The following is an 18,785-nucleotide window of genomic DNA, read 5'->3' as shown; positions in this document are numbered from 1 at the left end:
CTGGCGTCCGTGTCGTTCTACCTGTTCGAGAAGCCGATCCTCCGGTTCAAGGACATCCGGTACTTCTCGCGCATGGAGCCGGCGCGGGCGGTGGCGCCCCCGCCCGAGATCGCCCCTTGAGCGACACCCTCGACCGGACCGGTCCTGGCACCTCGCACGCAAGGGCACGTACGCGTCAGCTCAACAGGGTCGTGCTTGTCGGCCTCCTCGCGATCGCTGCCGCCACCGGGTTGCGTGTGTGGCTGCTTCAGCGCACCTGGTTCTACCTCGACGACCTGGTGTTGACCAACGCCGCGGCCGCCGCCCCGCTGACTGCGCACCAGCTGGTCGAGCCGTACTACGGGCACCTGATGCCCGGGGGCCGCCTCCTGGCCTGGCTGGTGTCGGCCAGCGGACCGTACGAGTACGCCGTGGCCATCGCCCAGGTGGGAGTCCTCTACGCCTTGTGCGGGTTGGCCATGTTGCACCTCCTGCTCACGCTGTTCGGTCGCCGGCCCGCGATCCTGGTGCCGCTCACGTACTTCCTGGTCAGCCCGTTCCTCATCCCCGCGACCGCCTGGTGGGCCGCTGGCATCAACCATCTCCCTTCACTCGCGGCCACCTGCCTCTGCCTGGCCGCGCACGTCCGTTACCTCAGGGACGGCCGGGCCCGGGATCTGGTCGCCAGCTCTGCCTGGCTCGTGGCGGGGCTGGTCTTCGCCGAGCTGACGCTCTTCGTTGTTGTGCCGCTGGTCGTGATCACCCTGGGCTACTTCGCGTCCGGCACCATCGGCCAGCGGATCGGCCACGTCTGGGCACATCACCGCGGGTCCGTCGTCGCATTGGGCGCGATCGGTGCGGCGTACGTCGGCATCTACTTCTCCACGGCTTGGGAGACGATCCCGTCGCCGACGCCACCGGACTGGAGCGCGTTCATCACGAATGCTTCCCTGACCGCGCTGCCGGCAGCGGCGATCGGAGGACCGGGTGGCTGGCACGTCGCCTGGGCAGCCCAGCTCGAAGTCGCACCCAGCGCACTGACGCGACTGATCGGATACGTCGTGGCCGGGACCGTGCTGTCGTTGTCAGCCATCGCCCGGGATCGAGGGCTCCGAGCGTGGTTGATCCCGGCCGGCCAGCTCGCGCTCGGGATCATCCTGCTGGGCCGCAGCCGGTCACTGTTCGGCCCCGGGATCGCCCTGGACCTGCGCTTCTTCGTCCCGGTCGGGCTCGGGATGGCACTCGCGCTCGGACTGGCGTTCTTGCCCGTGGAGCGTGCCGTCGAGTCGTCGAGCGTGCGAACGGCCGGCACGTTGGTCGACCGCCCGTGGGTGGTCCTGATCGCGCTGGGCACCTTCACGGCATTCAGCATCACGAGCGCACGGAGCTACCCCTTGCTCCATCTCGGCGACCGGTCGCCCGAGCCGTTCCTCACTGGCGCGACCCGGACCCTTCAACAGCAGGGGTCCCCGGTGACGCTGGTCGACGCGACCGTCCCCGAGTGGGTGCTCGGACCGCCGGTCAACGACTACGGACAGGCACTCGCGCCGCTGCGCGGTCACTTCCGGCTCCCGACCGTCGTACAGGACGACTACTACGTCCTCGACGACCAGGGCCGCTTGGTCCGGGCCGACCTCGACCCGGCCCGCAACGCCCAGGGGCCGCCCCCGGCCGCCTGCGGCTACCCGGTCCGGTCCGACCGGGCCGTCCCGCTCGACGGGCCGGTCCTCGGCTTCGGCTGGCGGCTCCGGGTGGCCTACACCGCGGACGCCGACACCGGCGCGACGATCACCATCGGCGACGTGGCCACCGACGCACACCTGCTGGCGGGACGGCACGTCCTCGAGCTGCCGGGGGACGCGGCGTACGACGCGGTGCGGATCTCGGGAGTGGACCCGAAGAGCCGCCTGTGCGTGTCCTCGCTCACCGTGGGGACGACGAAGATCCCGGAGTGACCGCCGCCCGCTGGGGCCGGCCGCGACGTCCCCACGGCAGCAGCCCCCGGAGCCCGCTCGGCAGCGCTGTGCCGAGCGCGGCGGTCAGGCAGGCCACCGCGACCAGGCTCCACGCCTGACGCCACTCGTTGGCCCAGCTCGCCTCGGTGATGCGGTCCCAGGTCAGCCCGGCGCCGACCAGGAGCATGGCGGCCGCCGACAGCCCGCCCCACAGGTCGAGGCGGCGGAACACCCGGCCCGCGACGAGCCCCGCGCCGAGCGCACCGACGCCGTACCACCCGGCCAGCAGACCACCCGCAACGACGACCACCACCACGTCGAGCAGCCCCGGGACGCCGGGGACCAGCGCCGGGAGGTCCCTCCGCTCCCGCACCGACCGCCGTGGCCGGAGCAGCGCGGCCGCGACGCACAGGAGCAGCCCGACCGCGCCGGCGGCGAGGGCGATCCGGAAGGTGGTCTCGGGCTGGTAGTCGAAGTGGACGGTGACCGCGTCGCCACCAGGCACGATCCAGCCCTGCTTCCACCCGTCGACCCGCTGCGGCGTGAGCCGCTGGGTGCCGGTGGTCGCCACCCAGCCCTCGTTGTAGTTCTGCGGCAGCACCAGGATCGACGGACCCGACCTGCGCGGCAGCGTGACGTCGACCGGCGTTCCCGAGCCGTCGTGCCGCACCTGCAGCGCGGTCGCGGTCGAGGGCTGTGCCGAGACTCGGACCAGGGACAGGGTGTCCACCCGGAACAGCGAGGTCGGCTTCGCCAGGACGTCGGTGGCCGAGACGCCCAGTGCGATCTCGTCGCTCCCGCAGGCCTCCAGCGGCACGCTGCGACCGCGGAGCAGCGAGAGCGTGCTGGCGCGGAAGGAGGTCTGGACGACCTGGTCGCCGATCTGCAGGTCCGGACCACTGCCGCACGGGAAGACGCGGAAGTGCGCAGGGTGCGGCTTGAGCGAGCGGCCATCGAGCTTGATGTCGCTGATGCCGGGGTCGAGCGGGACGAACGTCCGGCCCTGCACCGAGTACGCCGGGTCGACCCGCAGCACCTGCAGCGAGAAGGTCGACAACGTCCACGGCCTCGGCAGCTCGGCACGGCCCTCGTCGTCCAGGGAGAGGTCGACGCTGCGGCTGCCGGACCGCAGCCGCACCACCGTCGGCCGCGACACCGCCGCAGCCGGGTTGACCTCGACCTGAAGCTCGCTGACGGGACGCTCCCCGTGCAGCCGCACCGTCAGCCGCTCACCCTCCTGGGCCCGCCAGGTCGTGACGAGGTCGCCGTCGCGAGCCGCGATCGGCCCCTCGGCCACGTCGACGGGACGGCTGCCGTCGCTGAAGGCGCCGGCCGGGGCGCGCAGCAGCCCGGACCCGTCGGTGGTCCGCCTCAGCGAGACCGTCCCGCTGATCCGGTAGGTGTCGGGGAACGGGACCGAGAAGCGCCGGGCGAGCGTGTCGCCGTCCTCGCCGGGCGAGGCGACGAGGTCGTCGCAGGGCAGGGCGTTCTCGACGAGCACGCAGGCCGATCGGTCGGGGTCGCGGGTCATGGTGATCGCGTCCACCGGGATGTCCGGGTCCGGCAGCGGCAGGTCGAGGTAGCGCTGCGCGTCCACGCCTGACATCCGCACCTCGCTGATGCCGAAGGTGCCCGGGAGCCCCGGGTCGCGGCCGGCGGCCACGATCTTGAGCGACGTGACGCCCGCGGCGTCGACCGCGTAGGTTCGCGAGCTGCCGGGCCGGGGTGCCGCCTCGACGACACGGCGGTCGCCGGCCTGCAGGGAGAGCTTGTCGACCGGCGAGCCGTCCGCCGGCATCCCGACGGTGACGTAGGTGAGGTCGGTCGGCCTGCTGAAGGTCACCTGCCAGTACTGCCCCGTCGGGTCGAGCAGCGGGTTCGAGCGCCAGGCGGTGGCCGGGTCGCCGTCGAGCGCGGCGCCGGGGTGCGAGCCGATCTCCAGCGGCACCCTGCCGTCGGCGTACCCCTGCGAGGTGCTGGCCAGCACCGAGGTGACGTCGCCGGTCCAGGCAGAGGTGGTCTCCCGCTGCTCCTGGTCCGGGTCGAACCGGTGGAAGTGCTCGGGGCCGAAGAGCCGGTAGGGGTCGCCGCGACCGAGCGTGGCCGACTCGTTCCACCGCACCGCGGCGAAGTTCGTCTCGCGGCGCCGGGTGCCGTCGGTGAGGACCTGGCTCTGCTCCTCGCCGGTGGCGTCGCCCGCCAGCACCGAGTCGGTGGCGCGGAGCAGCCGCTGGGCCGACGACAGCCCGGCGCCCGGATCACCGACGGTGACCTTGGGATCGGTGACCAGGGTGGCGCCGGCCGACCCCGTCACCGTGTAGACGTCGACCGAGCCGACCACGGTGCTCATGCCGTTGCCGGTCACCACCCGGACCTGGTCGGCGCCGTTGAGCTGGTAGGGCTTCGAGCCGACCTTCGGCCCGAAGGAGCGCGCCAGGTCGATCCCGTCGGACTGGCTCAGCACGCTCCGGACGTAGGCCGGGTCGGGAGCCCCGGTCTGGAACCGGTCCAGGTCGTTGCGGACCACCAGCTTCCCGACGCCGTTGGCCGCGAGGTAGGACGCCAGGGTGCGGCTCGGCTCGCCGGACTCGATGGTGCGGGTCACCGCGTCCAGGAAGTCGACGTTGCCCGGCTGCGCGAGCGGGATCACGTTGCGGACCGCCCACGGGCTGTCGGCCAGCCCCTGCAGCACGTCGTCGTGGGTGTTGCCCCACGTGTAGACGCCGAAGGCCGAGGCGGGCACCTCGAGCGCCACGGTGCCGTCGTCGGTGTCGTGGAGGTAGTCGGCGACCTTGTACCAGTACGCCGGCACCGCCTCGACGCCCTGGCGGGGCGCGATCTCGTCCCGGGCCCACGGCAGGGCCAGCGCGACCAGGGCCAGCACGGCCATCGCGCGCACCGCGAGGATCGCGGCGCGGGTGCCGCCCGGCGAGTCCGGGCTCCGCAGCAGCCGCGGGAGCACCGCCATCGCGTGCGCCAGCCCGAGGACGAGGGGGATGCGGAGCACCACGTCGAACTTGTGCAGGTTGCGGAGCGGGGCGAGGACACCGTCCAGGACGTCCTGCCGGTCCGCGGCGAAGAACCCGGCCAGGTCGCCGGCGTACCCGAAGCCGACGAGGACCAGCCCGGTCAGCACGCTCAGGGTGAGGAACCGGCGGTGCGGGTTGTCGCGCAGCGCGATGCCCAGCAACCCGAGCGCCACCACCACCGCGGCGTCGAGCATGAGGAACGGTGTGGAGACCAGCTGCAAGCCCGCCTGGTAGTCGATGCCCGCGAAGTAGGCGACCCAGTCCGACTCCCCCACCAGGGTGTGCGCCAGGTCCGTCGGCACGGTGGTGATGGTGGCGTTCTCGATGTAATCGAGGAACGGCACGCTGTAGCGGCCGAGCAGCAGCAGGGGCAGCCACCACCAGGCGGTGGCCAGCATTGTGAACAGCGTCCACCAGCCGAGCAGCCGCCACCGGCGCGGGCCGGGGGCGCGGGTGAGGATGAAGACCACCCCGAGCGGGAGCACGGCCACCACCGCGATCGCGTTGACCCCGCCACAGGTGGCGACCACCAGCGCGCTCAACGCGGCGGCGCGCCGAAGCGAGCCCTTCTCAGCGGCGTGCACCAGCGGCAGCAGGACCCACGGGGCAAGGGCCATCGGCCAGATCTCGACCGACGTGCCGCCCAGCAGCGTCGTGATCCGCGGGGTGAGCACGAAGGCGAAGGCGGCGAGCACCTGGGTCGTCGGCGTGCCGAGGTCGAGCCTGCGGGCCAGCCGCAGGACGCCGAAGAACGCCGCGCAGAGCAGCAGCGTCCACCACAGCCGCTGCACCACCCAGGGCGGGAGCCGCACCAGCTCACCGATGACGAAGAACGGGCCCATCGGCCACGCGTAGCCGTAGGCCTGGTTCTGCAGCTGGCCGAACGCCGCGTCGGGGTCCCAGAGGCGCAGTGCCGTCCCGAGGAAGCGGCGCGGCGCGGTGACCAGGTCGAACTTGGTGTCGGCGACCATCTGCCCCGCCGACTGGCTGAAGGCGAGCGCGGCCAGGATGACGGCGTAGCCGGCCTGGCGCAGTGCCGTCGTCGGGAGCACCCGGCGCGGTGGCTCCGGGGGTGCCTGGGTCCGCTCCCGGCGAGGCTCCTCTGGCGCGTCGAGCGCGCGCTCGCGGGTCTGCTCCTGGGTCACCGCGCACGCACCACGATCGCGAGGTTCCAGGTCAGCAGCTCCCGCAGCCCGGGCAGGCGGGTGAGGGCGTAGCTCCAGCGCGGGTTGTATCGCGGGATCACGTCGAGGACCTCGCCGAGCTGCTGCCGCCCGGCCCACTCGACGCCCTGCGTGACGGTGAGCTCGAAGAGCGACTCGCCGTACTTGTTCTTGGGCTCGTGACCATGCCGACGGGCGTAACGGCGCCGGGCCCGCGCGCCGCCGAGGAAGTGCCAGGGCGCGGTCTCGTGGCCGCCCCACGGCCCGTACCAGCAGGTGTAGGAGATGAAGGCGACGCCGCCCGGCCTGGTGACCCGGAGCATCTCCTCGGCCATCCGCCACGGGTCGGGCACGTGCTCGAGGACGTTGGAGGAGTAGCAGAGGTCGACCGCGTCGTTGCGGAACGGCAGCCGCATCCCGTCGCCGATCACGGTCCCCTCGGCGATGCTGCCCTGTCCGGAGAGCTCGCCGACGTCGGCGTCGAGCGCCCAGTACGTCGCCCCGGCGGCGGTGAACGCGTCACGGAAGTAGCCGGGGCCGCCCCCGACGTCGAGCATCGTCGCGCCGCAGAGGTCGAGGTAGCCCGAGAGCTGGCCGACGGAGTCCTCGGCCAGGGCGCCGTAGAAGCGCGCCGGGTCGGTCTGCTCGACGCGGAAGTCGCGGAACAGCCGGACCGACCGGCGCAGGTCGGCGCGCCACGGCGCGCCGAGGCGCGTCGGAGCAGGCTGCTGACCAGGCATGGCGGAGAACCTATCCAGATGGTGGTTGTTGTTACCGGTGAGTATCAGAGGGGAAGGCGGCGGAACAAAGGCCGCGGCACGTGCCGCAGCCCCGACATGACGAACCGCAGCGGTGCCGGGACCCACACCAGCTCCTTGCGGGCGGCCACACCGGCCACCACCGCGTCGGCGACCTGGCCGGGGCCGACGGCGAGGGGGGCGGGCTCCCGGCCGTCGCTCATCTTGGTGTGGACGAACCCCGGGCGGACCACGAGGACATGCCCACCGTGCTCGCGCAATGCCTCGCCGAGGCCGAGGTAGTAGCCGTCGGCGCCGGCCTTGCTGGCGCCGTAGGCGAAGTTGGAGCGGCGCACCCGCTCCCCCGCGACCGAGGACAGGAAGACGATCGTGCCGTGGCCCTGCTGCCTGACCTGCGTGGCCAGCGCGGTGCCGACGCTGACCGGTCCCACGTAGTTGACCTCGGCCAGCCGGACCGCGGCGTCGTGGTCGCGCCAGGCCTCCTCCTCGTCGCCGAGGATCCCGAACGCGACCACCGCCACGTCGATGTCGCCGCCGCGGGCCGCGTCCGCGACGAGCGCCGGATGGCTCGCGGTGTCGGTGGCCTCGAAGTCGAGCTCCTCGACGGTGTGGCCGAGCGCGGTCAGCCGAGCCGCCGCTCCGGTGCGGCGCGGCCCTGGGCGAGCGGCGAGCACGACGCGGAGGCCGCCGCTCGCGGCGTACTTCTCAGCGATGGCCAGGGCGATGTCGCTGGTGCCGCCGAGGAGCAGCAGCGACTGGGGCTCGCCGAGCGCGTTGAGCATGGTGTCCTTCGGATCTGTCGAGGTCTGGTCGAGGTCTGGTCGAGGTCTGGTCGGGGTCGGTCTCAGAGGTCCAGGCGCCGGGCCAGGTCGGACCGGAGCACGCCGTCGGGGTCGAGCTCGCGGCGCAGCTTGCGGAACTCCTCGGCACGGTCGTACATGCGGTCGAACGTCGCGGGCGCCAGCCGTGAGTCCTTGGCGAGGTAGACGCGGCCGCCGGCCTCGACGACGAGCTCGTCCAGCGCCCGGAACAGCGGCGCCAGCGCCGGTCCGCCGGGGAGGTCGAGGGCGAGCGTCCAGCCGGGCATAGGGAACGAGAGCAGCCCGGGGTTGCCGGCGCCGAACCGCTTGAGCACCGCGAGGAACGACGGGTGCCCTGCGTCGGAGAGCAGCCGGAGCGCGCTCTCGACGGCCACCTCGGCGGTGTCCGGGACGACGAGCTGGTACTGCACCAGCCCCCGGCGGCCGTAGAGGCGGTTCCAGCCCTCGACCAGGTCGAGGGGGTGGAAGAAGGCCGGGATCGGCTGGAGGTCGACCCGTCGGCGGGGGGCCCGCCGGTACCAGAGCTCGTTGAAGGCACGCACGCCGACCCGGGTCACCAACCCCACCGGCGGTGTGGCCGGGATCGCCACCCGCGGGTCGCCCGGGGCCCGCCACGGGTGCCGGGCGGCCGCGCCGGTGAGCTCGGCGGCCGGGGCGTGGTCGCCGCGGGTCAGCACCGAGCGCCCCAGCGCCCGGCCCCGGGCCAGGGTGTCGATCCAGGCGACGGAGTAGCGGAACTCGTCGTCGTGCTCGCGCATCGTGCGCAGGAGGGCCTCGAGGCCCGGGACCCGTTCGGTGTGCACCCGGACGTAGGCCGACTCCACCGGCAGTGCCCGGAACGTCACCCGGGTGACGACCCCCAGGAGCCCCATCCCGCCGACGGTCGCCCAGAACAGGTCGGCGTCGGCCCCCGGGCCGATGGTGCGGACCCGGCCGTCGGGCGTGACCAGCTCGAGCTCGACGACATGGTCACCGAAGGAGCCGTCGCGGTGGTGGTTCTTGCCGTGGATGTCGGCGGCCAGTGCCCCGCCCACGGTCACGTAGCGGGTGCCCGGGGTCACCGGCACGAAGAGGTGCCGGGAGAGGAGGTCGCCCATCAGCTCGTGGAGGCTGGTCCCGGCGGCGGCGGTGACGAGCACCGTCCCGTCGTCGGCGTCGCGGACGGTGGTCGGTCCCGCGATCGGTGCGATCACGGTGCCGCCGGCGTTCTGGGCGGCGTCGCCGTAGGAGCGGCCGAGCCCGCGCGCGATGACGCCGCGGTCGGGGTGGCTGCGCAGGAGCGCGGGCACCCCGTCGGGTGAGACCTCGACGAGCGTGGCGGCGGTGGGGGCGGTGCGGCCCCAGCCGGTGAGGAGGGGGCTCATGCGGTGAGCACCCCGATGCAGACCGTGACCAGCCACGCCAGGCCGATCAGCTGCAGCACCCGGTCGCGCAGGACGATGTCCTCCGGCTCGGCGGCGGTGCCGGCGTCGACGTCCACGGCGTAGCGCAGCAGCCCCATGAGGAACGGCGCGATCGAGATCGTGTGCCAGGGGACGCCGCTGTCGGGAGCCTGCTCGAAGGCCCAGAGGCTGTAGGAGATCACCGTGGCGCCGGCGGCGGTGCTCCAGACGAAGCGCAGGTAGGTGTCGGTGTAGCGGACCAGGCTCCGCCGGGTGCCGGCCTCGCTCCCCAGCGTGTGCAGCTCGGAGTATCGCTTGCCGGCCACCATGAACAGCGACCCGAAGCCGGACACGAGCAGGAACCACTGGGAGAGGTAGAGGTCGGCCGCGATGCCCCCGGCGACCGCACGCATCAGGAAGCCGGCCGCGACGATCGAGATGTCGAGCACCGGCTCGTGCTTGAGCCAGAGCGTGTAGAGCAGCTGCAGGACGAGGTAGGCCGCGACGAGCACGGCCAGCTCGGGATCCGCGAGCCAGCCCACGAGCAGTGCCCCGGCGGCGAGCACCCCGGCGCTCGCGAGCGCCACCGGGACCGGCAGCGCACCCGAAGCGATCGGCCGCAGCCGCTTGGTCGGGTGCAGCCGGTCGACGTCGCGGTCGAGGGTGTCGTTGACCAGGTAGACCGCGCTGGAGGCGGCGCAGAAGCTGACCAGCGCCAGCAGCGTCGCGGCCAGGACCTCACGGTCGCCGAGCTCCCCCGCGGCCAGGGGCGCGGCGACCACGAGCAGGTTCTTGACCCACTGCCGGGGCCGCATGGCGCGCACCAGCGCCGCGGCCACGCCACGGTCAGGCGTGGCCGACGCTCCGACCGTGCCGTCGCTCACCATGATCGGGAATCCTCCCACTCCGAGCAGCGCCCCCTATTGTTCAGCGGGTGTCCGAGCGCGACGTGCTGAACGGCAAGCAGGTCGTCTTCCTGAGCTGGCGGGACACCCACAACCCCGAGGGCGGCGGCGCCGAGCGCTACCTCGAGACCATCGCGGCCGGGCTGGTCGACCGCGGGGCGCGGGTCACGATCTTCTGCGCCGCCCATGCCGCCGCGCCGCCCGAGGAGACGCTGGGCGGGATCCGGTTCGTGCGTCGCGGCACGAAGCTGTCGGTCTACCTCGAGGGGATGCGCGCGCTGCGACGCGGCGACCTCGGTCGCCCGGACGTCGTGGTCGACGTCCAGAACGGCATGCCGTTCTTCTCCCGCCTGGTCACCCGCCGGCCGGTCGTCGTACTCGTCCACCACGTGCACCGCGAGCAGTGGCCGGTCGTCTACCCGGGGCTGGCCGGCAAGGTCGGCTGGTTCATCGAGCGCCGAGTGGCGCCGCTGCTCTACCGGCGCAGCCAGTACGTCGCCGTGTCGAGGGCCACCCGCACCGAGCTGCGCTCCCTCGGCGTCCGCGGCCCGCGGATCGCGGTCGTGCACAACGGGACAGACCCGGTGGTGCCGGTCGAGGGCGGCAGGTCCGAGACCCCCATGATCGCCGTGGTCGGCCGGCTGGTCCCGCACAAGCGGGTCGAGCACGCCATCGACGCCGTGCTCGAGCTGCGCGAGCGCCACCCGGGGCTCCGGCTGCACGTCGTGGGTGGCGGCTGGTGGGAGGCACGGCTCCACGAGTACGCCGCGCAGCGCGGCGCGGGCGACACCGTCGTCTTCGAGGGCCATGTCGACGAGGCCCGCAAGCACGAGGTCTACCAGCGCGCGTGGCTGCTGGCGCTGCCCTCGCTCAAGGAGGGCTGGGGGCTGGTGGTCGGCGAGGCCGGCATGCACCGGACGCCGACGGTCGCCTACCGCGAGGCGGGCGGCACCGAGGAGTCCGTCGTCGATGGGTTCTCCGGCGTGCTTGTCGACGACCGGGCCGGCTTCACCAAGGCGATCGAGGCGCTGCTCGACGACGAGGAGGAGCGGGAGCGGCTGGGCCGGGGGGCCCGGGTGACGAGCCACGCGTTCACGTGGGGGCATGCGCAGGAGTCGTTCGCGGCCGTGGTGCGCGCGACGCTCGGGGGTCGGCGGCTGGACGCGCTGGATCCGGAGTGAGCTAGTTGTTCGACCCGTAGTCGAACTGCGGGGCGTTGACGTTGACCGGGGACTTGTCGGGCGCAGCGGTCTGGGAGGAGATCAGGCCGTACAGCGACCCTGCGGCGATCGCCCCACCCACGACCATGGCTGCGAACGTGGTCAAGATCTTCACTCGGTGGCCCTCCCTGGTCCGCGCGCAAACCTAGCCGATGTGGTGTGACGATTGCTACTCGCCAGTCACTCCAGGGGAAACGGCTGCGCCCCCTCGGCCCGCCGGCGCCGGCGGACGGCGAGCGCCACCGCGACCGCGACAGGTGCCACGAACGCCAGCCACGCGGCCGCCATCGCGACCTGCCAGCCGCTCTGGACCTCGCGCTCGTCGACGTCGGCCAGGGCCACGACCCGCAGGTCCGCGTCGTCGAGCAGGGTCCTCCCCGCGACCTCGGGCGGCCGGTCGCCCGGTGCGGTCGGGTCGACGGCGACCGCACCGATGCCGATCCGGCCCAGTGCCTCGGCCCGCTCGGCGGGGGTGGGCTCGGCCAGCGCCCGGGCCGCGGCGCCGACCCGGGGGTCCTCGCCCGACAGCGGGCGTCCGTCGACGAGGAGCACGTCGCTGGCCACGTAGTCGCGGCGCAGGTAGCGCCCGATCGGGTCGAGCACCGGGCGCCGGTGGTTCCAGGCGGGCGCCCGGTAGCTCGAGAGCGGGAGCACCAGCAGGTCACCCGGCAGGTCGGCCACGAGGTCGCGGCCCCGCTCGTAGGCCGCGGGGTAGTGCGCCGGCTCCAGGCGGTGGCCGATGCCGAGCGCGAGGCCGGGCAGGACCGCGATCGGGAGCAGCACCGCACCGACGGCCAGGGCGCCCCGCGCCACCGGCTCGGTCGGAGCCTTCGCGGCCAGGACCCGGACCCCTTCCGCGACCAGGACCACCAGCAGAGGGGCGCAGAGCACCAGCGCCCGCGCGCCGTCACGGACCACGCCCACTCCCGGGATGTGCTCGGACGCCCAGCCGACCAGCCCCGGTGCCAGCCAGGTGAGCATGGCGGTCCCCCAGCCCACGGCCCAGCACACCAGCAGGGTGGTCCGCTCGCGCGCAGGCGTACGCCGCCACCAGGACCGCACGCCGACCACGGCCAGGCCCACGAAGACCACGAGGGCCAGCCAGCCCAGTGCGCCGGTGCGCGCCGCGGGCTGGACGTCGGTGTTCCAGATCCCGCCCAGCGTGAGCGCCGCGAGCGGTCCCGGCACCGAGCCCTCGCCGCGCAGGGCGAACACCTCGGCGGCCGCGGAGTCCGAGGTCGCCGACCCCGCGTGCAGCAGCCCGGCGACCACCCAGGGTGCGTTGCCGGCCGCCACCAGCAGGCCGGCCCGGGCGGTGCGGCCCCTGCCGGCCGACCCCGCCATGACCGCCACCGCGGTGGCCAGCCCGGCGCTGGCGCTCAGGCAGCCGAGCGGGACCAGGACCAGGAGGGAGAGGGGCAGTCGCCCCCGCTCGCGCCAGCTCCGCGCGGCGACCAGGAGCCACGGCAGCACGGCGTACCCCACCAGGACGGGCCACGCGCCCATGAGCAGCCGCTCGGCCACCAGCGCGTTCCACTGATAGGCCGTGACCGCCACCAGGCGGAGGACGAGCGGGCTGTCGCGGCCGAGCAGCCGGGCGGCGCCGACACCGCCGCCCGCGAGGGCCAGCCCGAGCACGAGCTTCTGGAGCACCATCCCGGGCACCGCAGCGTCCACCACCGCGACGACCGCGTCCGACGGCACCGCCCGCGGCAGCCCCGAGCCGACTCCGAGCGCGTTGCCGGTCAGCGCCAGGTCGGGCACCCACACCATGTCGCGGATGAGCACGAACCCAGGCCCCAGCGCCGGGCCGAGGACCAGCAGCGCGAGGGCCAGCGCCCAGACCACGACCGGCGCCTCCCGCCTCACCGCGCGCCGCATGGCGACGATCCAACCACCGGGTCCGGTCGGCACCGTCCGAATGGGTCCGTCGCCGCTTCGCCCGTAGGCTGCTGCCCCGTGAGCAAGATGGCCACCGAGACGGGGCGCAAGCTGCGCACCGGTGCGGTCATCGCCGTGGCCATCGGCGTGATGAACGTCTGCACCTACGGCTACACCGTGGTCACGGCTCACGTCATCGGCAAGGAGCCGTACGGCGCCTTCTCGGCGCTGATGGGCACGCTGCTGGTGATCGGCGTGCTCTCCCTCGGCCTGCAGGCCACCGGCGCCCGCCGGATCTCGGCCAGCCCCGACCAGGTGGTCGCGATCGAGCGGGTGGTGCTCGGGGTCGGCCTTCGCAGCGCCGTCGTCGCGGGCGTCGTCTGCCTGATGCTGGCCCCGGTCTTCAACGCGGTGCTGCACCTGCACAGCCTCCCGACGGCCCTGCTCGTCGGGGTCAGCACGTTCCCCCTGACCTACATGGGCGCCCAGGCGGGGGTCCTGCAGGGCGAGCGGCGCTGGAACCAGCTCGCGGTCCTCTACATCTCCCAGGGAGTCGGTCGACTGGCGATCGGACTCGTCCTGATCTCGATCTGGCCGACCGAGCTCGCCGCGATGGCGGGCGCCACCCTGGGCTTCTTCCTGCCGGTGCTGGTGGGCTGGCTGGCCCTGCGACGCCCGCGCGTCGACCAGCCGCACAGCGAGGGCCACCCCGGCCTCGACCTCCTCCGCGAGGTCGGCAGCAGCAGCCAGGCGCTGCTGGCCTTCTTCGCGCTGTCCAACGCCGACATCCTGGTCGCGCGGGCCACCATGTCGGACTCCGAGGCCGGTCTCTACGCCGCCGGGCTGATCATGGCCAAGGCGATCCTCTTCCTGCCGCAGTTCGTGGTGGTCGTCGCGTTCCCGTCCATGTCCAGGGACGAGACGAGCCGGAGCACGCTGCTGCTCGCGGTGGCCACCTCGGCCGCCCTGGGCACGATGGGGGTGCTGGGCACGCTGCTGTTCCCGGACCTCGCGCTGCTCTTCGTCGGTGGCGACGACTTCAGCGCGATCCAGGACGACCTCTGGAAGTTCGCGATCGTCGGCACCCTGCTCGCGATCATCCAGCTGCTCGTCTACTCCGCACTTGCCCGGCGCCAGGGGCGCGCCGTCATCGTGATCTGGACCGCCCTGGCCGCACTGGTGGTCGCGGCCGTGTCGATGAGCACCGCGAACGAGCTGGTCCTGCTGGTCCTGCTGGTCGACAGCACCGTCTTCGTCATCCTCCTCGGGCTGGCGCTGCTCACCCGGCCGGCGGTCTCCGAGCCGGTGCCGGTGGAGGCCCGTCCCTCGGCCTAGCCCGTGCTAGTGCGCTGCCTCGTGCCACGAGCGGCCGGTGCCGACCGAGACGTCGAGGGGCACCAGCAGGTCGGCGGCCGAGCCCATCTGCTCGCGGACCAGCGCGTCGAGCGCGTCCTTCTCCCCCGGCGCCACCTCGAAGACCAGCTCGTCGTGGACCTGGAGCAGCATCCGGGAGCCGAGCCCGGCGTCCCTGATCGCCCGGTCGACGTTGAGCATCGCGATCTTGATCAGGTCGGCGGCCGAGCCCTGGATGGGCGCGTTGAGGGCCATCCGCTCGGCCATCTCACGGCGCTGGCGGTTGTCGGAGGTGAGGTCGGGCAGATAGCGGCGCCGGCCCATGCTCGTCTCGGTGTAGCCGCTGCGGCGGGCCTCGTCGACGATCCCGCTGAGGTAGTCGCGGATGCCACCGAAGGTCTCGAAGTACTCATCCATCAGCCCGCGCGCCTCTGACGGCTCGATGCCGAGCTGAGCGCCCAGGCCGAACGCCGAGAGGCCGTAGGCGAGCCCGTAGTTCATCGCCTTGATCTTGGCCCGCATCTCGACCGTGACGTCGTCGGCCGGCACGTCGAAGACCCGCGAGGCGGTGATCGAGTGGAAGTCGCGGCCGGACCTGAAGGCCTCGATCAGCAGCTGGTCCTGGGACAGGTGCGCCATGATCCGCATCTCGATCTGGCTGTAGTCGGCGGTCAGCAGGCACTCGTAGCCGGCCCCCACCACGAAGCCCTCGCGGATCCGGCGCCCCTCCTCGGTGCGGATCGGGATGTTCTGCAGGTTGGGGTCGGTGCTCGAGAGCCGGCCGGTGGCCGCGATCAGCTGGTTGAACGTCGTCCGGATCCGGCCGTCCGGCGAGACGGTCTTGAGCAGCCCCTCGATCGTCGAGCGCAGCCGGGTCACGTCACGGTGCCGGAGCAGGTGCAGGAGGAACGGGTGCTCGGTCTTGACGTAGAGGGCCTGCAGCGCGTCGGCGTCGGTCGTGTAGCCCGTCTTGGTGCGCTTGGTCTTGGGCATCTGCAGCTCGTCGAAGAGCACCACCTGCAGCTGCTTGGGCGAGCCGAGGTTGATCTCCTTGCCGATGACCGCGAACGCCTCCTCGGCGGCCAGCTTGACCTCGGCCGCGAAGTGGTCCTCCAGGGCGCTGAGGTGGTCGCCGTCGACGGCGATGCCGGTGCGCTCCATCTGGGCGAGCAGGTCGACCAGGGGCAGCTCGACCTCGGTGAGCAGCCGGGTGCCGCCGCGCTGCTCGAGCTCCTCGTCGAGCGCGGCAGCGAGGTCGAGCACCGCGCGGGCGTGCAGCATCTCGGTCTCACCGGGCCCGCCGCCGCCGGACCCGTCGAGCCCGTCGAGGCTGAGCTGGCCGTCGTCGGCCGGCCCCTGGCGGAGCTCGCGCTTGAGGTAGCGGACGGTGAGGTCGGCGAGGTCGAAGGTGCGCTGGTCGGGGCGGGCGAGGTAGGCCGACAGCGCGGTGTCGCGCTCGAGGCCGGACAGCGGCATGCCGCGCGCGGCGAAGGCGAGGATCGGGCCCTTGGCGTCGTGGAGCACCTTCGGCTTCGAGGCGTCCTTGAGCCAGACGGCCAGCGCCTCCTCGTCGGCGACGTCGAGCTTGTCGGTGGTGACGTAGGCCGCGCCCTCCTCGGTCGCGAAGGCCAGCGCGATCAGGTCGCCGGTGCCCGCCCGCCAGTGGCCGACCGGGTGGATGCCGACCCGGGCGCCGCTCGAGGCGTGCTCGGCCAGCCAGCCGGCGAGCTCGCCCTCGCCGAGGACCCGCATCGACACGTCGAACCCGGAGTCGTCGATCGCCGCCTCCTCCTCGGTGGGCAGCGCCTCGAGCAGCCGGGTGCGGAGCACGGTGAACTCGAGCCCGTCGAAGAGCGTGTGCACCGCCTGCCGGTCGTAGGAGGGCCACTCGAGGTCGGCCGGCCCGACCTCCAGGTCGAGGTCGCAGACGAGCGCGTTGAGCCGGCGGTTGCGGATCACGTCGGCCAGGTGCTCGCGCAGCGCCTCGCCCTTCTTGCCGGTGATCTCGTCGGCGTGGGTGATGAGGTTGTCGAGCCCGTCGTACTGGTTGAGCCACTTGGCCGCGAACCCCTGCCCGACGCCGGGGACGCCCGGCAGGTTGTCGGAGGTCTCGCCGACCAGCGCGGCCAGCTCGGGGTAGCGGGCCGGTGGGACGCCGTAGCGCTCCTCGACGGCCTCGGGGGTCATCCGCTTCATCTCCGACACCCCGCGCATCGGGTAGATCACGGTGGTGACCTCGTCGACGAGCTGGAAGGAGTCGCGGTCGCCGGAGCAGATCAGCGTCTCGATGCCGGCGGCCTTGGCCTGGGTGGCGAGCGTGCCGATGATGTCGTCGGCCTCGTAGCCCTCCTTCTTGAGGAAGGGGATCCGCATCGCGGTCAGCACCTCTTCGATGAGAGGGAGCTGGCTGGAGAACTCGCCGGGGGTCTTGTTGCGGCCGGCCTTGTAGTCGGCGTACTCCTCCATCCGGAAGGTCTGCCGGGAGACGTCGAAGGCCACCGCGATGTGCGTCGGCCGCTCGTCGCGCAGCACGTTGATCAGCATCGAGGTGAAGCCGAACACCGCGTTGGTGGGCTGGCCGGTGGTGGTCGAGAAGTTCTCCAGGGGCAGCGCGAAGAACGCGCGGTAGGCCAGCGAATGGCCGTCGAGCAGGAGCAGCTTGGCGGGACCCTCGGTCACCCCGCCAGCCTATTCACCCCGACCGACAGTCAGTGGGTCCCGGTGCCGCTGCCGGTCCGGCGGCTGAGCTGGCGGCGTACGGCGAGCACCTGGACCAGCTGCCGGCGGCCGGCCACCCGGTCCGAGGCCCGGGCCGGGCCGGGCTGCATCGCGGCCAGCTTCGCCCGCACGAGCGAGGGCGAGGACGCGCGAACGATGGCCAGGGGCCGCAGGGAGAGGCGGGCCATGAACCGGTTGCCGTTGCGCGAGCCCGAGGGGGCGGCCGTCGAGATGTGGGCGACGCCGAGGTCCTCGGCCCAGAGCACCGCGGCCTCCATCAGCGCACTGCCGATGCCCTTGCCCCGGAAGCTCGGGGTGACCGAGGGCGCCACCGCCTGCACGGTCGGCTCCAGGTCGAGCGGGGTCATCGGCACCACGCGCAGCAGCACGGCACCGGCGGGCTCACCGGCGTACTCGGCCAGCAGGAGCCGGCGCTCGGCGGACTCGGCCGCCTCCTTGACGATGAGCTCGAGGTCGTGCACCTGATCCTGGCGGTCGGCCCGGCGGAGCACGTCGGACCAGAGCTCGACCAGGAACGGGACGTCGGCAACCGTCGCCTGACGCATCGACACAGGCTGCCTGCTCATCCGTGACCCCTGTCGCTCGTGATCGCTCGTGGTCGCTCGTGGTCGCTCGTGGCAGGGAGTACCGATGCGCGAGACTGTGCCCCGCCCTCCCTCACCCCAGGAGCCTCCTTGTTACCGGGTCTCGCCTCCCTCGTCAACGTCACCACGGTGCTGATCGGCGCCACGGTGGGAGTGCTGCTCGGAAACCGGCTACCGGTACGGACCAGGGACCTCGTGACCGACGCCCTGGGCCTGGTCACACTGCTCATCGCGGCGACCTCGGCGATGGAGGTCCTCTCCCCGGACCTGTCCGACGAGGTCGGCGACAGTGCCCCGATGCTGATCGTCCTCGGCTCCCTGCTGATCGGTGGGATCGCCGGCTCCCTGCTCCGCATCGAGCAGCGGGTCGAGGGGTTCGGCGGCTGGCTGCAGCGACGGCTCGCCGGCGAGACGGAGTCGGCGGAACGGGCCAGGTTCATCGAGGGCTTCGTGGTGTCGTCCCTGGTGTTCTGCACCGGCCCGCTCACGATCCTGGGGTCCCTGAACGACGGGCTCGGCAACGGCGCGGAGCAGATCCTGCTCAAGTCGGTGCTCGACGGGTTCGCCGCGATCGCATTCGCGGCGTCGTTCGGGTGGGGCGTCGCGGCCAGCGCGGTGACGATCTTGGTGGTCCAGGGCGGGCTCACCCTCGTCGGCCTGGCACTCGGCGACGTGCTCCCGGACGCACACCTGGCGGCCATCACCGCCGCGGGCGGGCTCCTGCTGGTCGGTGTGGCCCTCCGGCTGCTCCGGATCCGGGAGATCCCGGTGGCCGACCTGCTGCCTGCGCTGGTCGTCGCGCCCCTGCTCGTGGAGCTCGCGGCGGCGTTGCACAGCTGAGCGAGCGGCGTCCATAGCCCACCCCTAGCCCGAATACACCATGTTGTGACCCGTGTGGCGCATTGACGTAACGGTTCGCTAACGAGAGTGTTCCTCGGAGCGCGACCACGCCTGGTGACACTACGGTGGCCGTGCTGTGCCCGGCGCATTCGGGGGGTTCGGGCCGCGGTGAAGTG

13 protein-coding genes are annotated in these 18,785 nt (G+C 72.9%); 4 read left to right on the top strand and 9 right to left on the bottom strand.

All coding sequences use genetic code 11. From position 1 onward, the window contains the following. The first annotated feature begins 191 nt into the window (after positions 1-191). On the top strand, positions 192-1,934 hold the full coding sequence (locus tag VFV89_RS21015; protein ID WP_329707932.1) for a hypothetical protein: 1,743 nt from the start codon (positions 192-194) through the stop codon (positions 1,932-1,934). Here VFV89_RS21015 and VFV89_RS21010 read toward each other — a convergent pair. The 5 genes from VFV89_RS21010 to VFV89_RS20990 form a co-directional block, all read right to left on the bottom strand. Then, on the bottom strand, positions 1,903-6,108 hold the full coding sequence (locus tag VFV89_RS21010; RefSeq protein ID WP_329707931.1) for an alpha-(1->3)-arabinofuranosyltransferase domain-containing protein: 4,206 nt from the start codon (positions 6,106-6,108) through the stop codon (positions 1,903-1,905). The genes VFV89_RS21015 and VFV89_RS21010 overlap by 32 nt on opposite strands. After that, positions 6,105-6,866, bottom strand: a complete 762-nt coding sequence (locus VFV89_RS21005) for a class I SAM-dependent methyltransferase (protein ID WP_329707930.1) — start codon at positions 6,864-6,866, stop codon at positions 6,105-6,107. The genes VFV89_RS21010 and VFV89_RS21005 overlap by 4 nt, the downstream gene beginning before the upstream one ends. A 44-nt stretch (positions 6,867-6,910) precedes the next feature. After that, complete coding sequence (locus VFV89_RS21000) at positions 6,911-7,666, bottom strand: decaprenylphospho-beta-D-erythro-pentofuranosid-2-ulose 2-reductase (RefSeq protein WP_329707929.1); 756 nt, start codon at positions 7,664-7,666, stop codon at positions 6,911-6,913. A gap of 62 nt (positions 7,667-7,728) precedes the next feature. Continuing rightward, positions 7,729-9,069 (bottom strand): FAD-binding oxidoreductase, encoded by a 1,341-nt coding sequence (locus tag VFV89_RS20995; RefSeq protein ID WP_329707928.1) that lies wholly within the window; start codon positions 9,067-9,069, stop codon positions 7,729-7,731. Beyond that, entirely contained in the window at positions 9,066-9,974 is a 909-nt protein-coding gene (locus tag VFV89_RS20990; protein ID WP_329707927.1) for a decaprenyl-phosphate phosphoribosyltransferase, read from the bottom strand. The genes VFV89_RS20995 and VFV89_RS20990 overlap by 4 nt, the downstream gene beginning before the upstream one ends. Before the next feature lie 47 nt (positions 9,975-10,021). Here VFV89_RS20990 and VFV89_RS20985 point away from each other — a divergent pair, with 47 nt between their 5' ends. Next, a complete protein-coding gene (locus VFV89_RS20985) occupies positions 10,022-11,173 on the top strand; it encodes a glycosyltransferase family 4 protein (RefSeq protein ID WP_329707926.1) in 1,152 nt (383 codons plus the stop codon). A 1-nt stretch (position 11,174) separates the two neighbouring features. Here the strand turns inward: VFV89_RS20985 and VFV89_RS20980 are convergent, their stop codons facing one another. Further along, positions 11,175-11,327: a hypothetical protein gene (locus VFV89_RS20980; protein ID WP_329707925.1), complete on the bottom strand. Its 153-nt coding sequence runs from the start codon at positions 11,325-11,327 to the stop codon at positions 11,175-11,177. A 65-nt stretch (positions 11,328-11,392) separates the two neighbouring features. Further along, a complete protein-coding gene (locus VFV89_RS20975; RefSeq protein ID WP_329707924.1) occupies positions 11,393-13,093 on the bottom strand; it encodes a hypothetical protein in 1,701 nt (566 codons plus the stop codon). Positions 13,094-13,180: 87 nt separating this feature from the next. Here VFV89_RS20975 and VFV89_RS20970 point away from each other — a divergent pair, with 87 nt between their 5' ends. Beyond that, the gene (locus VFV89_RS20970; RefSeq protein WP_329707933.1) at positions 13,181-14,428 is read left to right on the top strand and encodes a lipopolysaccharide biosynthesis protein; all 1,248 of its coding nucleotides are present in this window, start codon (positions 13,181-13,183) and stop codon (positions 14,426-14,428) included. A gap of 6 nt (positions 14,429-14,434) precedes the next feature. On the opposite strand, the gene polA is transcribed toward VFV89_RS20970, so the two are convergent. Both polA and VFV89_RS20960 read right to left on the bottom strand, forming a co-directional pair. Beyond that, positions 14,435-17,125, bottom strand: coding sequence for a DNA polymerase I (gene polA / locus VFV89_RS20965; RefSeq protein WP_329707923.1), 2,691 nt, complete (start codon positions 17,123-17,125; stop codon positions 14,435-14,437). 29 nt (positions 17,126-17,154) lie between these two features. After that, positions 17,155-17,751: a GNAT family N-acetyltransferase gene (locus VFV89_RS20960; RefSeq protein ID WP_329707922.1), complete on the bottom strand. Its 597-nt coding sequence runs from the start codon at positions 17,749-17,751 to the stop codon at positions 17,155-17,157. A gap of 108 nt (positions 17,752-17,859) precedes the next feature. Between VFV89_RS20960 and VFV89_RS20955 the strand changes: the two genes are divergently transcribed. Then, positions 17,860-18,609 carry a DUF554 domain-containing protein gene (locus VFV89_RS20955; protein WP_329707921.1) on the top strand — a complete coding sequence of 250 codons (750 nt, stop codon included), beginning with the start codon at positions 17,860-17,862 and terminating at the stop codon, positions 18,607-18,609. Positions 18,610-18,785: the final 176 nt, after the last annotated feature.

The sequence above is a fragment of the Nocardioides sp. genome, from assembly GCF_036274455.1.
In the GTDB taxonomy this organism is placed as follows: Bacteria; Actinomycetota; Actinomycetes; order Propionibacteriales; family Nocardioidaceae; genus Nocardioides.
Note: the sequence above shows the minus strand (reverse complement) of the source record. Positions and strands in the feature narration are given on the sequence as shown.

Excerpts from the sequence above, each read along its gene's own strand:
- VFV89_RS21005 (WP_329707930.1), bottom strand. The coding sequence starts at position 6,866 with ATGCCTGGTCAGCAGCCTGCTCCGACGCGCCTCGGCGCGCCGTGGCGC.
- VFV89_RS21000 (WP_329707929.1), bottom strand. The coding sequence starts at position 7,666 with ATGCTCAACGCGCTCGGCGAGCCCCAGTCGCTGCTGCTCCTCGGCGGC.
- VFV89_RS20995 (WP_329707928.1), bottom strand. The coding sequence starts at position 9,069 with ATGAGCCCCCTCCTCACCGGCTGGGGCCGCACCGCCCCCACCGCCGCC.
- VFV89_RS20990 (WP_329707927.1), bottom strand. The coding sequence starts at position 9,974 with ATGGTGAGCGACGGCACGGTCGGAGCGTCGGCCACGCCTGACCGTGGC.
- VFV89_RS20975 (WP_329707924.1), bottom strand. The coding sequence starts at position 13,093 with ATGCGGCGCGCGGTGAGGCGGGAGGCGCCGGTCGTGGTCTGGGCGCTG.
- VFV89_RS20970 (WP_329707933.1), top strand. The coding sequence starts at position 13,181 with ATGGCCACCGAGACGGGGCGCAAGCTGCGCACCGGTGCGGTCATCGCC.
- VFV89_RS20960 (WP_329707922.1), bottom strand. The coding sequence starts at position 17,751 with ATGAGCAGGCAGCCTGTGTCGATGCGTCAGGCGACGGTTGCCGACGTC.